This is a genomic window from Mucilaginibacter sp. P4_G9 (assembly GCF_056400985.1).
Genome location: NZ_JBFUKF010000088.1, coordinates 1 through 16,657, shown reverse-complemented (window position 1 = coordinate 16,657; position 16,657 = coordinate 1). Strand labels below are relative to the sequence as shown.

Below are 16,657 nucleotides of genomic sequence, written 5' to 3'. Positions count from 1 at the left end.
CCACCACGCCCCTATTATATCAACCCTTCAGGATGGTAAGCTAACCGTTCGCGGCGGCAGCGCTGTTAAAGAAGAAGTGTTTTTTATTAAAGGCGGTGTTGTTGAAGTACTGAACAATAAGGTCATTATTTTAGCTGAAGGCATTCAGCATAAATAAAGTATACCCTTATTTTTTTAAAAACGTCCGGGTATAACATCCGGACGTTTTTTTTTGCCCGTTTTTTAACATCGGGTTACCTTTCGTTATAATGAGCATATAATAATAATATCAATTTACCTAATCATGAAACCACTCTTACAACTTTTAAGGAGACACCCTATAGCAATTATAATGCTCGTTTTATACACTTTACTTTGTGTCTATGTTATTGCAATCGTGTGTCACTTTTTAGCACAACTTAAAGAGCACCCCGAAATAAGCGGTATTTCTGCTGGCGAAGGCATTTTCTATTTAGAGGCCTTTCTATTTGGTGTAGGAGGGACATTTTTTCTGGTGAGTTGTGGATATGCTATTGGCAAACCAAAAGAAACAAAATTTTATTTATGGCTCATTTTCATTATTGTAACGGAAGGCATTATCACTTTTAATATCGGTTAACAAAATAAGTTACCCAATCTCCAAAGCCGCCGGCAACATCAATAAAAACGCCAAAGCCTTTGAATAATCCAAAGTATCATACTCTAAACCCAGCAGCCTGATGTTGTTGTAATAGGTTTGATGCTGATTGTAATACAATTTTTCTGATTGAAGGAACCATGCTTTTATACCTAACTTCTGCGCTACAAACCACTTCTCGAGTAACCGGGCTGTTCTGCCGTTGCCATCCTCAAACGGATGGATCTTTACAAATACCAGGTGGATCAACGCGGCAAAAAAGAAAGTTTCCGCTGTATTCAGCTCAGCCTTTAACAAAGTCTCTATATCAGCATATAGCTTACTTAACTCCTGTTCAACCAGGTTTGGAGAGCAGGCAACATATTCTATTTTACCATCGGGAGTAATCACAAACATATTGCCTGTTCTTAACTGGCCACGGCGCCTCGGTTGCAGAATATGTTTGGTAAGCAATGTATGCGCATCCTTAACAGTAGCCGCATTCAATGCCGAACGCTGGACAAACTGGTAAGCTTCGTACAGATCATCGATCTTTTGAGTATAATCGGGCAGGAATTTAACACCAAGCATTTTATGCTTCATAAAAGAATCAAGCTCTATATCTTCTCCCTCAATTTTGGATGAATATACCGCTGATACAGAAGTGTAGAAGCTAAAGGTATCAGCAGAGAGCTCACTTTCTTCTAACTGCTCAAATTTTTGTTCCAAAGAACTGTCAACCTGCTGCAAATAATCGCCCAGCAAACCACTTGGTAATATATTTAAATGAATAGCTATCACTATAATCAATAAAAAACTTAACGGTAGCCTTTTAGGCCCGACCTTTAAATTTTAGTAAAATTAACAAAAGATGCCGGATAGATGTGCGGATTTCAGATTAACTCCGTTGAGGGCTTCGCCGTTTCAGATCTGCAGATTTCGATTAGAGTAACATCTGCATATCTGCACATCTGAAACCTGCACATCTGAACAAACTTTTCCTGTCATCAACCCCATTTCAGGAAGAAAATCGACAACTTACTATGCATGCATAAAATATGTACCGAATACCGTTTTGAACTTTGGTCTATTCTATTAAAATTTATATATCGAATAAACGTGTAAATGCGTAACTTTATATCGTAAAAACATAAAATAACAATATAATATACTTTTTTAAAAAATAAATCTTAACTATTGTTATTCCTTGCTGCTATATCTACCTTACGTATATTGATTCAAGCAATCAAATAAACCTGGTCAACAACAAGAATAATTTATAAAGTTAGTTTATCTAAACAAATAAAATGAGTTCATCATCAGATACCATAGCGGCTATAGAATTGAATAAGTATAGCAAGAATTTAACGCAAGACCCAACCCAGCCGGCAGCGCAGGCCATGCTTTATGGCATTGGCTTAACTGATGATGACATGCAAAAAGCACAGGTTGGTGTGGCCAGTATGGGTTACGATGGTAACACCTGCAACATGCACTTAAACGACCTTGCCAAGATAGTTAAACAAGGTATCTGGGACGAAGATTTGGTAGGCCTTATTTTTCATACCATTGGTGTAAGCGATGGCATGAGCATGGGTACCGAAGGTATGCGCTACTCATTGGTAAGCCGCGATGTAATTGCCGATTCAATTGAGGCGGTTTGCGGAGCGCAATATTATGATGGATTGATCACCCTTCCGGGCTGCGATAAAAACATGCCGGGCTCTGTTATAGCCATGGGCAGGCTTAACCGCCCGTCGATTATGGTTTACGGTGGTACTATAAAACCAGGCCACTATAAAGGTGAAGACCTTAACATTGTATCGGCGTTTGAGGCTTTAGGCCAAAAAATAGCCGGCAACATCACGCCCGAGGATTTTATGGGTGTTGTAAAAAATGCCTGCCCAAGCGCAGGCGCCTGCGGCGGTATTTATACTGCCAATACCATGGCATCGGCAATTGAGGCTTTAGGTATGAGCTTGCCTTACTCCTCTTCGAACCCGGCATTAAGCCCTGAGAAAAAAGCGGAATGCCTTGCAGCCGGTAAAGCGATAAGGGTATTGTTAGAGAAAGATATTAAACCATCAGACATCATGACCCGTGCGGCATTTGAAAATGCTATAGTCACCATCATGGTTCTTGGTGGCTCAACCAACGCCGTACTGCACCTTATAGCCATGGCAAAAGCCATTGGCGTTAAAGTAACCCAGGATGATTTCCAGGCGGTAAGTAACCGCATCCCGGTATTGGCCGATATGAAGCCAAGCGGTAAATACATGATGGAAGACCTGCATAAAGTAGGCGGTGTACCTGCGGTAATGAAATACCTGTTAAAATTAGGCTGGATAGATGGCAGCTGTTTAACAGTAACCGGCAAAACCATTGCAGAGAATTTAGAAGAGGTTCCTGAAATGGAGTTTGAAAACCAAAAGATCATATTCCCGGCAGAAAATCCTATAAAAGCCACCGGTCACCTGCAGATCTTATACGGAAACCTTGCCGAAGGTGGCAGCGTTGCCAAGATAAGCGGTAAAGAAGGCGAACGTTTTGAAGGCCCTGCCCGTGTATTCGACGGCGAGTTTGAACTTATCCACGGGATAACAAGCGGCCATGTACGTGCCGGCGATGTGGTGGTTATCCGCAATATTGGCCCTAAAGGTGCACCGGGAATGCCCGAAATGCTGAAACCAACAGGCGCCATTTTTGGTGCAGGCTTAGGCGCTTCGGTAGCGTTAATTACCGATGGCCGCTTTAGCGGTGGTACGCATGGTTTTGTGGTTGGCCACATTACGCCCGAGGCTTATGACGGTGGTTTGATTGCCTTTGTTAAGGATAATGACACCATTGAAATTGATGCCACAACAAACACCATGACGCTGAAGGTATCCGAAGAAGAAATTGCGGCACGCCGAGTCAATTGGGTACAGCCCGAGCTAAAAGCGAAAAGAGGGTTACTGTACAAATATGCCAAAACGGTAAGCACAGCTGCAGAAGGTTGTGTAACAGATGAAATGTAGCCCCACCCCCTAACCCCCTAAAGGGGGAATAGGAACAAGGGAAGAAAAGGGCAAAATATAAACAATAAAAATATACACTTAACACTCCCCCTTTTAGGGGGCTGGGGGGCAAAAAATGGAGACGCAAACAATAATTCAGGAAATTGGTGAAATCACAGGAGAATCTGAGAAGGCACCAGTAGTTGAAGTTTCAGGATCGGTAGCATTATTGGAGGCATTGATTGTTGAAGGTGTTGAAACCATCTTCGGTTATCCGGGTGGCGCAATTATGCCTATCTATGATGCTTTATTTGATTACAAGGATAAGCTGAACCATATCCTGGTCCGCCATGAGCAAGGCGGTATTCACGCCGGCCAGGGTTATGCACGTACATCCGGCAAAGTGGGTGTAGTGTTTGCTACCAGCGGTCCCGGTGCAACTAACCTGGTAACAGGCTTAGCTGATGCGCAAATTGATAGCACACCATTGGTATGTATTACCGGCCAGGTTTTCGCGCACCTTTTAGGTACCGATGCTTTCCAGGAAACCGATGTGATCAACATTACTACCCCGGTAACCAAATGGAACTACCAGGTAACCGATGCCAATGAGATCCCTGAAGTGATTGCCAAGGCGTTTTACATTGCCAAAAGTGGCCGCCCCGGACCAGTATTGATCGACATTACAAAGAATGCACAGATCCAGCTTTTTAACTATAAAGGTTATACACCCTGCAACCATATCCGCAGCTACAGGCCAAAACCAATAGTTCGCCCGCAGTATATCCAGGAAGCCGCCGCTTTAATTAACGAAGCGAAAAAACCATTTATCCTTTTTGGACAAGGGGTAATTTTGGGCAGCGCCGAGCAGGAGTTTAAAACTTTTGTTGAAAAAAGCGGGATCCCGGCAGCATGGACTGTTTTAGGTGCGGGCGCTATCCCAACAGATCATCCGCTAAATGTGGGCATGCTGGGGATGCACGGTAACTATGGCCCAAATGTGTTGACCAATGAATGCGATGTATTGATAGCTATCGGGATGCGTTTTGACGACCGTGTAACCGGCCGCCTTGATAAATATGCAAAACAGGCTAAGGTGATCCATTTGGACATCGACCCGGCCGAGATAGATAAAAACGTAAAATCAACAGTACCGGTTTGGGGCGATTGCAAAGAAACCCTGCCGTTGCTTACTGCATTGGTTGAGGCCAAACAACATACCGAATGGCTTGCTAAATTCAATGAATACACCCGCCAGGAAGTAGAGCAGGTAATTGAACCCGAACTAAACCCAACATCGGCAGAAATGACTATGGGCGAGGTGATTAAGCAACTTAACGAAATAACCAAAGGCGAAGCTGTAATAGTTACGGATGTAGGCCAGCACCAGATGGTGGCCTGCCGTTATGCCAAACTTAATAAAACCCGCAGCAATGTTACCAGCGGTGGTTTAGGTACCATGGGCTTTGCCCTGCCGGCTGCCATTGGTGCTAAATTTGGCGCACAGGACCGCACGGTTGTTGCTATCATTGGCGACGGCGGTTTCCAGATGACCTGCCAGGAATTGGGTACTATAATGCAATGCGGCATCGATGTAAAAATCATCATCCTGAACAACCGTTTCCTGGGCATGGTAAGGCAATGGCAGGAGCTGTTCAACTCACGCCGTTATTCGTTCGTTGATATCCAAAGCCCCGATTTTGTGGCGCTGGCAGCAGCATATCGCATCCCCGGCAAGTGTATTGATGACCGCAAAGATCTGCCATCGGCATTAAATGAAATGCTGAGCAACAAAGGGTCATTCCTTTTAGAAGTAATGGTTACCAAAGAGAACAACGTGTTCCCGATGGTACCGCAAGGATGCAGTGTAAGCGAGATCAGGTTAAAATAGAGGCCCTTACCCCCGTTGGCTAACGGGGGAACTTAAAAAAAGAAATCATGACCCAGGATACAGAAAAACAGGAATTTAACATCACGGTTTATACCGAAAACCAGATTGGTTTGTTAAACCGGATAGCTATTATATTTACCCGTCGTAAAATCAATATTGATAGTTTGAATACCTCTCCGTCGGAGATAGAGAGCATTCACCGCTTTAATATCGTAATCAACGAATCGGAAGATGTGGTGCGCAAGCTTACCCGCCAGATAGAAAAACAGGTTGAGGTATTAAAATGCTATTATCATACCAACGAAGATGTTATTTGGCAGGAAATGGCGTTATATAAAGTATCAACCGATGTTATTGCCGAGAAGGTAAGCGTTGAGCGTTTATTGCGCGAGAACGGAGCCCGTGTAGTAGTGTTGCGCAAGGATTATACCGTGTTTGAAACCACCGGACACCGCGAGGAAACGGATAACCTGATCAGTATTTTGCAACCTTACGGTCTGATAGAATTTGTACGCAGCGCACGTGTTGCAATTATTAAAGATAGTGACGGATTTAACCGTAAATTGCGCGAGTTTGAGCGCCTTGAACCGGGCGAAGACGTTATTGAGAACGAATTTTTAAACCAGGGGCAAAAAGTATTTACGATGTAAAAGCCCCCCGGTCCCCTGAAGGGGGAGTGAGAAGCGTAACCTTAAATTAATAATAATCAAAATCGGTGAAATCATCTTTAATCGGTGAAATCCCAACTTTAATATAAACTTTAACAATAAAATCGGTGAAATCATCCTTAATCGGTGAAATCACAAAAAATCAAAAAACAATGGCAAAATTAAATTTCGGCGGTACCGAAGAAAATGTAGTTACCCGCGATGAGTTCCCTTTATCAAAGGCTCAGGATGTTCTTAAAGACGAAGTTGTAGCAGTAATTGGCTATGGCGTTCAAGGTCCAGGTCAGGCGTTAAACCAAAAAGACAATGGTATCAATGTAATTGTTGGTCAGCGTAAAGGCACCAAAACATGGGATAAAGCTATCAGCGATGGCTTTGTACCGGGCGAAACCCTTTTTGAAATTGAAGAAGCTTTAGAAAAAGGAACTGTAATTTGCTACTTATTAAGCGATGCGGCGCAGATTGCCTTATGGCCAACTGTTAAAAAACACCTTACTCCGGGTAAAGCATTATACTTCTCTCACGGGTTTGGTATTACTTTTAACGAGCAGACAGGCATCGTTCCACCGGCTGATGTTGACGTATTTTTGGTTGCCCCTAAAGGCTCCGGTACTTCATTACGTCGTATGTTCCTTCAAGGCCGTGGCTTAAACTCAAGCTACGCCATCTTCCAGGATGCAACTGGCAAAGCATTTGATCGTGTTATCGCTTTAGGTATCGCTGTTGGTAGCGGTTACTTATTCGAAACTAACTTCAAAAAAGAAGTATTCAGTGATTTAACCGGCGAGCGTGGTACGCTGATGGGTTGTATCCAGGGTATTTTTGCTGCTCAGTACGACGTACTGCGTGCTAATGGCCACTCACCTTCTGAGGCTTTTAACGAAACCGTTGAAGAGTTAACCCAATCATTAATGCCACTTGTTGCAGAAAATGGTATGGATTGGATGTATGCCAATTGCTCAACTACAGCACAACGTGGTGCTTTGGATTGGTGGAAAAAATTCCGTGATGCCACTAAACCGGTATTCGAAGAATTATACAAAAGCGTTGCAACCGGCAAAGAATCACAACGTTCAATTGATTTGAACAGCCAGCCGGATTACCGCGAAAAATTAGATGCCGAACTGAAAGAATTACGCGAAAGCGAATTATGGCTTGCAGGTAAAACTGTACGCAGCTTACGCCCTGAAAACCAGGTTGTAGAAGCATAATAAAAAGGTGAAAGCCGAAAGGTAAAAGCCAAAAGCCCCCATGTCATTGCGAGCGTAGCGCGGCAATCGCGAACTATGCATAACTACATGCAAAGTTCGCGATTGCTTCGTTCCTCGCAATGACATATTTAATAAAGAAATACTATCATGGGACAAACATTATTTGATAAGATTTGGGATGCGCACGTCGTCAGTAGCAACGAGGGGTTTCCTGATATCTTATACATCGACACACACTTCATTCACGAGGTAACCAGTCCGCAGGCATTTGATGGTTTGCGTGCAAGGGGTTTACCTGTTTTCAGGCCAAAGCAAACCGTGGCCACTGCTGATCATAACGTTCCTACAATTAATCAGCACCTTCCCATAAAAGAAGAACTTTCACGCTACCAGGTTGATATGCTCACCAAAAACTGCAAAGAGTTTGGTATCGAGCTTTATGGTTTAGGTCACCCTTTCCAAGGTATCGTACACGTAATAGGGCCCGAGCTGGGTATCACCCGTCCGGGTGGCACCTATGTTTGCGGCGATAGCCATACTTCAACCCACGGCGCCTTTGGTGCCATAGCGTTTGGGATAGGCACCTCACAGGTTGAGCAGGTAATGGCAACGCAGTGTTTGCTGCAATCGCGCCCAAAACGCATGAAGATTGAGGTTAACGGCAAGCTGCAAAACGGTGTTGGCGCAAAGGATATTATCCTGTATATCATCTCCAAAACCTCTGCCGCCGGCGGTACAGGCTATGCGGTGGAATATGCCGGCGACACCATCCGTGCATTAAGTATGGAGGGCCGCATGACCATCTGTAACATGAGCATCGAAATGGGTGCCCGTTGCGGATTGATAGCACCTGATGATACAACCATTGAATATGTAAAAGGCCGCGAGTTTGCCCCTAAAGGCGAAGAGTGGGACAAAGCAGTAGCTTACTGGAAAACTTTATACTCAGATGCTGATGCAGCTTTTGATGAAGTATTATCCTTTAAAGCCGAAGATATTGAGCCAATGATCACGTACGGAACAAATCCGGGTATGGGTATTGGYGTTACACAACACGTTCCCGAAACTGCTTCGTTCGAGGCAAAAGAACAGGGATCATATAAAAAAGCCCTTGATTACATGGGCCTGCATGATGATGAGCAATTATTAGGTAAACCTATTGATTATGTTTTCATCGGCAGCTGCACCAACTCCCGCATAGAAGACCTGCGCCAGGTAGCCGAATTTGTAAAAGGCAAACACAAAGCAGATAACGTAGTAGTATGGGTAGTCCCCGGCTCCAAACAAGTACAGCAACAAGCCATCCGCGAAGGTCTGGACAAGATCTTTGATGCCGCAGGCTTCCCGCTTCGCGAACCGGGCTGCAGCGCATGCCTTGGTATGAATGAGGATAAGATTCCCGCAGGTAAATATTGCGTATCTACCTCCAACCGCAACTTTGAAGGCAGGCAGGGACCAAACAGCCGCACCTTCCTGGCAAGCCCCTTAACAGCGGCAGCAAGTGCTATTACCGGGAAGGTTACGGATATCCGGGAGTTTTTGTCTGAATCAGAATTAGTTTGAATAGATATGAGACGTGAGATATGAGATTTGAGACAGCTTCAAAAACCTCATATCTCACATCTGATATCTCAAATCTAAATAAAGTGATACTTGAAGTTGCCATACTGAATGTGATACCCGGGCAGGAGGATGACTTTTTAAAAGCGTTTTCACAAGCACAGGGCATCATATCAAAAATGACCGGCTACCATTCCCATCAATTGAAAAGATGCATTGAGCACACAAGCCAATTCATTTTACTGGTAGAATGGGAAAAACTTACCGATCATACAGTGGGCTTCAGAGAATCAAAAGAATATCAGGAATGGAAAGGTCTATTGCATCATTTTTATAACCCTTTCCCTACTGTAGAACATTATACGGATATTGAGATCGCGGGTGAAAATCTCAAATCTCATATCTAACATCTCAAATCTAAAAAAAGATGGCAACCAAAATATTCAAACATATACAAACCAGCGTGGTGCCTCTGCCTATCGAGAACATCGATACAGACCAGATCATCCCTGCAAGGTTTTTGAAAGCCACCACCCGCGATGGTTTTGGCAATAACTTATTCCGCGACTGGCGTTTTGACGGAGACGATAACCCTAAACAGGATTTCGTACTCAACAATCCCAATTACAGCGGTAAAATACTGGTTGCAGGCAAAAACTTTGGTTGCGGCAGTAGCAGAGAGCATGCTGCCTGGGCCATTGCCGATTATGGCTTTGATGCCGTAGTAAGCAGCTTTTTTGCCGATATTTTTAAAGGCAACGCCCYTAATAACGGCTTGCTGCCGGTACAGGTGAGCGATGAGTTTTTAAAGAAGATCTTCGATGCGGTTTATGCCGATGAACATGCCGTTGTAGAGATTGACCTTGTTGACCAGTTTATTAAAATTGTAGCCACCGGCGAGCAGGAAACCTTTGAGGTTAACCCCTACAAAAAAGCCTGCATGACCAACGGCTATGATGATATCGACTACATCCTGAGCAAAAAGGAGCTGATACAGGAATTTGAAGACCAGAGGTAAAAGGGTGAAAGGCGAAAGGTAAAAGACGAAAGGTGAGAAAAACCATACCCGACTGCAAAGACCAATGAACTAATGAACTAATGAACCAGTGAACCAATGAACAAAACGATCCACAGAGAAGGTAAAGGTACGGCGAAGTTGTTTGACGAACGTAGTTTGGCGAATGATTATGCAACGCTCGCGTCTGCCCTTAAACCTGGGTTGAAGGTTTTGGATGTGGGTTGCGGCACTGGCGCTATCAGTAAAGATATAGTTGCCAAAGTTGGTTCAACCGGTCATGTTACGGGTATTGACAATACGGAGTATTTTATACAAAGCGGTAAGGAAACTTATGCTGATATTAAAAATCTTGATTTGATCTATACCGACCTGTTCGCTTTTGAACCTGAAGAAAAGTTCGACCTGGTTGTAGCTGCAAGGGTTTTGCAATGGCTGAACAACCCAGTTGAAGCTTTGAAAAAAATGTATTCGTTGCTAAAACCAGGTGGGATAGTGTCTATATTGGATTATAACCATGAAGCGCTGGAATGGCAGCCCCAACCGCCGCCAAGCATGCTGCGGTTTTACGCTACCTTTTTAAGGTGGCGCGGTGACGCAGGCATGAACAACCACATAGCCCAAGACCTGCCCGAATATTTTACGGAGGCCGGCTTCAAGGCTATTGAGGAGTTTAATGCCGATGAGGTTTACAAAAAAGGCGAACCCAACTTTGTTAACAAAGCAGGCATCTGGGCAAAAGTGGCCATGTCAAAACAAATGGTTGAGGAAGGTTATATTGATGATGAGCTGCGCCTGTTAGCGATAGATGAGTATACCGAATGGGTAGAAACCTACGCCGAGCGCATGACAATGAAATTAAAAGAAATACGCGGCACAAAACCCGCATAATATCTAACTATAAAACAAAACATTCCTCCGACTACTGGCGGAGGTTAGGGGCTTATGGGAATTAAAAAACACATTTTAGTAATACCCGGCGACGGGATAGGTCCCGAGGTTACCACCTGGGGTAAAGCAGTTTTAGAGAAAATCGGTCGGGATTTTGGTCATGAGTTTACTTTCGACGAGGCCCTGATGGGTCACGCGGGTATCGAAGCTACAGGCAATCCACTGCCCGACGAAACTTTAGCAAAAGCAAAAGCCAGTGATGCCATTTTATTTGGCGCCATCGGTCACATAAAATATGATAATGATCCATCGGCAAAGGTTCGCCCCGAGCAGGGATTATTAAAGATCCGTAAAGAACTGGGCTTGTATGCCAACCTGCGCCCCATCATGTTATTTGATGAGCTGCTGGATGCTTCAAGCCTGAAACCGGAAATTTTGAAAGGAACCGACATTCTTTTCTTCCGGGAACTTACCGGCGACGTTTATTTCGGCGAGAAAAAACGCAGCGAGGACCGTAATACAGCTTCCGACCTGATGATCTATTCGCGTTACGAGGTCGAGCGCATCGCCATAAAAGCATACGAAGCTGCCATGGTACGCGGTAAAAGATTGTGCTCTGTTGATAAAGCCAACGTGTTGGAGGCATCACGCCTGTGGCGCGAGGTGGTACAGGAGATAGCCAAAAACTATCCCGAGGTGGAAACCGAGCACATGTTTATTGATAATGCCGCCATGCAACTGGTTAAAAACCCTAAAAAGTTTGATGTGGTATTAACCGCCAATCTTTTTGGTGATATTTTAACTGACGAAGCATCGCAGATTGCAGGCTCAATGGGCATGCTGGCATCGGCATCAATTGGTGATGGTACCGGCTTTTTTGAACCTATCCACGGCTCGGCACATGATATTGCGGGTATGGATAAGGCTAACCCACTGGCATCTATATTATCCGTAGCTTTGATGTTAGAAATTAGTTTCGGACTAAAAGACGAAGCAAAACTAATTACAACAGCTATTGATAAAACGCTGAAAGACGGTTACCGCACCGGCGATATCGCGGATGCAAATACCGATAAAAGCAAAATTTTAGGCACTAAGGCTATGGGGCAAAAGGTGCTGGAATATTTGTAGCCCCCCACCCCCCTGAAGGGGGAGCCGGAAAGATTAACACGTCATCGGTCCAAAGTCAAACCAATGACTAATGACTAATGACCAATGACATAATGACTAATAATATGAAGTGGAACCCTGATTTATACGACCAGAAACATTCCTTCGTATTTCAATACGGAGAGGATGTATTGGCTTTGCTGGATGTTAAACCCGGCGAGCATATTCTTGATATAGGTTGCGGCACGGGCCATTTAACCAAGCAGATACAGGATAAAGGCGCGATAGTAAAAGGCACCGATTCTTCGCCCGAAATGATAGCGCAGGCAAAAACTTTATTCCCTGGTGTTGATTTCGCGGTAGAAAATGCTGCCGATTTTTTTACCGAACAAAAGTATGATGCCGTATTTAGCAACGCGGCCCTGCATTGGGTACTGGATGCCAACGGTGCTATCAAAAGCATTTACAATGCCTTGAAACCCGGCGGCCGTTTTGTAGCCGAAATGGGCGGCAAAGGTAACGTTGCCAAATTGTTAGAAGCCATACGTTTAGTACTCCAAAACCATGAGTACTACCAAAAGGCCGATACCAAGGTATGGTTCTTCCCATCAACCGGCGAATACGCCAAAATGCTGGAGGAACATGGCTTCAGGGTAACCTTTACATCCCATTATGACCGTAAAACGCCGCTTGAGGATGGCGACGAGGGCGTAGCCAAATGGGTAACCATGTTTGGTGCGCAATTTTTAGAAGGCATCCCCGAAGATGAGCAACAACAAATATTAAAAGAAATAACCCGCAAACTGAAACCCTACTATAACGAAGGCGGCCAATGGTACGCCGATTATAAAAGGCTTCGTTTTGTGGCAATTAAGGAATAGTAGCAAGTAGTTAGTATCAAGTATCACGACTTTTAATTGATGCTTGAATTAACGATATTTATAGATTAATTTAACACACAACGGTAGTTATATTATATACGTATACAAAGCAAAAAATCTTGATACCTGATACTTGCTACTATGTACTAACTACCTGATACTAAAAAAGAGATAATATGTTACACGATCCCAACCGCGTTTATGTTTTTGATACCACGCTTCGCGACGGCGAGCAGGTACCAGGCTGCCAGTTAACCACTCCCGAAAAGATTGAGATAGCTAAAGAACTGGAACTACTGGGCGTGGATATTATTGAAGCCGGTTTCCCGGTTTCAAGTCCGGGAGATTTTCAAAGCGTTGTCGAGATTTCCAAGGCTGTTAAAAACCCTACGGTTTGCGCCTTAACCCGTGCCAACAAAGGTGACATTGATGCCGCTGTCGAATCATTAAAATATGCCAAATATCCGCGTATCCATACGGGTATCGGCTCATCAGATATGCACATCAAACATAAATTCAACAGCACCCGCGAGGAGATCCTGGAGCGCGCCGTTGAAGCCGTAAAGTATGCCAAAAAATCTGTTGAAGATATCGAGTTTTATGCCGAGGATGCCGGCCGTGCCGATGTGGTGTTTTTAGCGCAAATGGTTGAGGCCGTTATTGCCGCCGGGGCCACCGTGGTTAACATCCCCGATACCAACGGCTATTGCCTGCCAGATCAGTACGGCAGCAAAATCCGTTTCCTTAAGGAGAACGTTAAAAATATTGACAAAGCCATCATATCGGTACATTGCCATAACGATTTGGGCCTGGCAACAGCCAACTCCATAGCCGGCTTACAAAACGGCGCCCGCCAGATTGAAGGCACCATTAACGGTATTGGCGAACGTGCAGGCAATACCGCTATCGAAGAAGTGGTGATGATTTTGAAAGTGCACCAGGTGCTGGGCCTGCATACCCATATCGATGCCAAAAAATTCTTCGAGCTTAGCCATATGATCAGTATGCAAATGCGGATGCCGGTGCAGCCTAATAAAGCCATTGTGGGTCATAACGCGTTTGCACACAGCTCGGGCATTCACCAGGATGGTTTCCTGAAAATGCGCGAGAATTACGAGATCATTCGCCCTGAAGATGTAGGCTTTCCGAGCGCCACAATAGTGCTAACCGCGCGCAGCGGCAGGCATGCTCTGAAGTTCCATTTGGAACGCCTGGGTTTCACCTTAGATAAAGTAGAGCTGGCCCTGGTATACAGTAAATTTTTAACGCTTGCCGATGCCAAGCTTAATATAAACGATGAAGACCTGCAGGGCTTAATGGCCCACAGGCTGGTAAAAAATTAATAATGGAAACCGAAACTAAAAACCTGCTCGATTTCGATTCGGCATACGAACGACTGAAAGGGGTTGTTAAACGCACACCACTGGAGTACAACGCCGGATTATCTGCAAAGTACGAGTGCCAAATATATTTAAAACGCGAGGACCTGCAAATTGTACGCTCGTACAAATTACGCGGTGCCTACAACATGATAAGTCAGCTAACCCAGGACCAGCTCGACCGCGGCGTAGTTTGTGCCAGCGCCGGTAACCACGCGCAAGGTGTAGCTTTTAGCTGCAGCAGGCTGGGTACCAAAGGCGTAATTTTTATGCCCGAAATTACCCCCAAGCAAAAGGTTACCCAAACAGAAATGCACGGCAAAGGCAATATCGAAATCATTTTAACCGGTGATACTTTTGATGATTGCCTGCGTGAGGCTTTGATATATACCGAAGCCCACCAGATGACCTTTATCCCTCCTTTTGATAATTACCGCATCATTGAAGGCCAGGGAACAGTGGGCGTTGAGATTTTACAGGACCTGCCCGATATCGAGGCCATCATTATGCCCATAGGCGGTGGCGGCCTGGCAGCCGGTACCGGAAGCTACCTTAAACAAAACGTACCGGGCATTCACCTTATTGGCGTTGAGCCCGAAGGCGCCCCATCCATGCTGCAGGCTTTGGAGCAGGGCGGCCCCGTTGCACTCAAAGAAATTAACCGTTTTGTAGATGGCGCTGCCGTAAAATGCGTAGGCAAGCTCACCTACAACCTTTGCCGCGAAGTACTCGACGAAATGCTGCTGGTACCCGAAGGTAAAGTTTGTACCACCATACTAAAACTATACAACGAGGATGCCATTGTAGTTGAACCCGCAGGCGCCCTATCCGTAGCGGTACTTGATGCCTGTAAGGATAAAATAAAAGGCAAAAAGGTAGTTTGCGTTATCAGCGGTGGCAACAATGATATTGCCCGCATGCAGGAGATCAAAGAAAAATCGCTGCTGTACGAAGGGTTGAAACATTACTTCATCGTCCGCTTTCCGCAACGCCCGGGAGCGTTAAAGTTGTTTGTAAATAACGTGTTAGGTCCGCATGATGACATTACCCGTTTCGAGTTCATCAAAAAAACCGAAAAAGAAAACGGCCCCGCCCTGGTAGGCATCGAACTAAAATCAGCCAGCGACTACCCCGCCCTGTTAAACCGCATGGCAGCCCACCGTTTCGAAGTAATTGAATTGAATAAGGACCAAACGTTGTTTGAGTATTTGGTGTAGGCTTGAGGTGAGTAGTGAGTGGTGAGTAGTGAATGGTGAATGGTGAATAACGAAAGGTGAATGGCAAAAGGGCCGGTCATGCTGAGCCTGTCGAAGCACGCGGGCAAAGGCCTCGCCGCCATGTATAACCACGACCGCTCTCCCGCCATGTCATTGCGAGGAACGAAGCAATCGCGAACTATACAGGACACAGCACATCAGTTACCCAAAACATCAAAGCCTCCCGAAGCCAAAAACTCCGCGAGGCTTTTTGTTTACCACACGGCCCCATCCCCCAAGTCATACTGATYCGCTGGCCCGCGGATTAGCACCCCACAGGACAAGTCCCCAACATGCAAATCCTTTTGACTTTTGAATTTTTACTTTTGAATTTAAAGACTGCGGGCCGGGTTTTACGCTCATACTGCGCAGGCCTTAAGCGCGAGGCAGGTATCCGCTGCAACCCCTAACGCGAATTTGTAGGTAAATGTGAGTTTTTGCGCTTTTCAATAGCATTGTGATTTGCATGTGGGGTACACGCGGCATGCGTGCATCGGCGGCGGCTTCAATAGCATATTATAGTTGAGTAATAAAATAGCTATAAATAGCTATTTTATTACTCAACTATCTCCAATAGATTTGTTTCATAACAAGGTCAATCAAATCATTAAGCCCAGCGCTTTTTTGCATACTTTAATCTTTTTATAAAGTAACCTTTTAAACTGTTTATAGGTTAGTATTTTTAAAGCAAATCAAAGCCTAATACAACTGACGGGGAAAGTCGTAATAAATGATAACGACCATTTATTTATGATACCTCCAGACTTGCATCAAGTGGTCAAGAGCTTACAAAAGCTTTAAAAAGAATTACAAGTAGAAGTTACTTGTATAAAAAATCAGGAATCGACGTCAAGCAAGTTTGACGTTATGAAGTCTATAAATTCGTAATAATATATTTTAATAATTTAAAAACAGACAATTATGGCGCTTGTAAAAATTAGGTTCTTCGAGGAAGACAAAAAAGCAGAGATTGAAGTTGAACAATCTGAGATTGACAGACTTCAATTTGATGAAAATGTTTGTAAGCCTGGCGACGAAAAATGTGTTAGTGGTGTTAAATTGAAATGCAAATCAGATGGAAGTGCTTGGTTTAAAATTGGTACATGCTGATTAACAACTCATTTAAGCTTCAAAAAAGAATAATAAAAATGAAGTTTTGAATGTAAGAAGCTGTTTAAAATGGTAATTTGAAAATGTTATAGGA

At 44.4% G+C, this 16,657-nt stretch carries 16 protein-coding genes; 15 read left to right on the top strand and 1 reads right to left on the bottom strand.

Features of this window, described 5'->3' with window-relative positions:
* Positions 1-13: 13 nt before the first annotated feature.
* Entirely contained in the window at positions 14-157 is a 144-nt protein-coding gene (locus AC1DPZ_RS10310) for a hypothetical protein (protein WP_477402898.1), read from the top strand.
* Positions 158-283: 126 nt separating this feature from the next.
* Positions 284-598, top strand: coding sequence for a hypothetical protein (locus AC1DPZ_RS10305; protein WP_477402892.1), 315 nt, complete (start codon positions 284-286; stop codon positions 596-598).
* A 9-nt stretch (positions 599-607) separates the two neighbouring features.
* On the opposite strand, the gene AC1DPZ_RS10300 is transcribed toward AC1DPZ_RS10305, so the two are convergent.
* Positions 608-1,396: a Fic family protein gene (locus AC1DPZ_RS10300; RefSeq protein WP_477402896.1), complete on the bottom strand. Its 789-nt coding sequence runs from the start codon at positions 1,394-1,396 to the stop codon at positions 608-610.
* Between the two features lie 506 nt (positions 1,397-1,902).
* On the opposite strand from AC1DPZ_RS10300, the gene ilvD reads away from it, so the two are divergent.
* From ilvD to AC1DPZ_RS10235, 13 genes are all read left to right on the top strand, one after another.
* Positions 1,903-3,612, top strand: a complete 1,710-nt coding sequence (gene ilvD / locus AC1DPZ_RS10295) for a dihydroxy-acid dehydratase (protein WP_477402890.1) — start codon at positions 1,903-1,905, stop codon at positions 3,610-3,612.
* Positions 3,613-3,727: 115 nt separating this feature from the next.
* Complete coding sequence (ilvB, locus tag AC1DPZ_RS10290; protein ID WP_477402889.1) at positions 3,728-5,482, top strand: biosynthetic-type acetolactate synthase large subunit; 1,755 nt, start codon at positions 3,728-3,730, stop codon at positions 5,480-5,482.
* 47 nt (positions 5,483-5,529) lie between these two features.
* A complete protein-coding gene (ilvN, locus tag AC1DPZ_RS10285; RefSeq protein ID WP_477402888.1) occupies positions 5,530-6,132 on the top strand; it encodes an acetolactate synthase small subunit in 603 nt (200 codons plus the stop codon).
* A 170-nt stretch (positions 6,133-6,302) separates the two neighbouring features.
* Positions 6,303-7,361 carry a ketol-acid reductoisomerase gene (gene ilvC / locus AC1DPZ_RS10280; RefSeq protein ID WP_477402887.1) on the top strand — a complete coding sequence of 353 codons (1,059 nt, stop codon included), beginning with the start codon at positions 6,303-6,305 and terminating at the stop codon, positions 7,359-7,361.
* Between the two features lie 147 nt (positions 7,362-7,508).
* Positions 7,509-8,924, top strand: a complete 1,416-nt coding sequence (gene leuC, locus AC1DPZ_RS10275) for a 3-isopropylmalate dehydratase large subunit (protein WP_477402886.1) — start codon at positions 7,509-7,511, stop codon at positions 8,922-8,924.
* Between the two features lie 20 nt (positions 8,925-8,944).
* A complete protein-coding gene (locus AC1DPZ_RS10270) occupies positions 8,945-9,328 on the top strand; it encodes an antibiotic biosynthesis monooxygenase family protein (protein WP_477402885.1) in 384 nt (127 codons plus the stop codon).
* Positions 9,329-9,348: 20 nt separating this feature from the next.
* Entirely contained in the window at positions 9,349-9,939 is a 591-nt protein-coding gene (gene leuD / locus AC1DPZ_RS10265; RefSeq protein WP_477402884.1) for a 3-isopropylmalate dehydratase small subunit, read from the top strand.
* A 96-nt stretch (positions 9,940-10,035) separates the two neighbouring features.
* Positions 10,036-10,827, top strand: a complete 792-nt coding sequence (locus AC1DPZ_RS10260) for a class I SAM-dependent methyltransferase (protein WP_477402883.1) — start codon at positions 10,036-10,038, stop codon at positions 10,825-10,827.
* Between the two features lie 60 nt (positions 10,828-10,887).
* Entirely contained in the window at positions 10,888-11,958 is a 1,071-nt protein-coding gene (gene leuB, locus AC1DPZ_RS10255; protein WP_477402894.1) for a 3-isopropylmalate dehydrogenase, read from the top strand.
* 104 nt (positions 11,959-12,062) lie between these two features.
* Positions 12,063-12,818 (top strand): class I SAM-dependent methyltransferase, encoded by a 756-nt coding sequence (locus AC1DPZ_RS10250; RefSeq protein ID WP_477402882.1) that lies wholly within the window; start codon positions 12,063-12,065, stop codon positions 12,816-12,818.
* A 176-nt stretch (positions 12,819-12,994) separates the two neighbouring features.
* Complete coding sequence (locus tag AC1DPZ_RS10245; protein ID WP_477402881.1) at positions 12,995-14,161, top strand: 2-isopropylmalate synthase; 1,167 nt, start codon at positions 12,995-12,997, stop codon at positions 14,159-14,161.
* Between the two features lie 2 nt (positions 14,162-14,163).
* Positions 14,164-15,414, top strand: a complete 1,251-nt coding sequence (gene ilvA, locus AC1DPZ_RS10240; RefSeq protein WP_477402880.1) for a threonine ammonia-lyase IlvA — start codon at positions 14,164-14,166, stop codon at positions 15,412-15,414.
* 960 nt (positions 15,415-16,374) lie between these two features.
* Complete coding sequence (locus AC1DPZ_RS10235; protein ID WP_477402879.1) at positions 16,375-16,563, top strand: hypothetical protein; 189 nt, start codon at positions 16,375-16,377, stop codon at positions 16,561-16,563.
* Positions 16,564-16,657 lie beyond the last annotated feature (94 nt).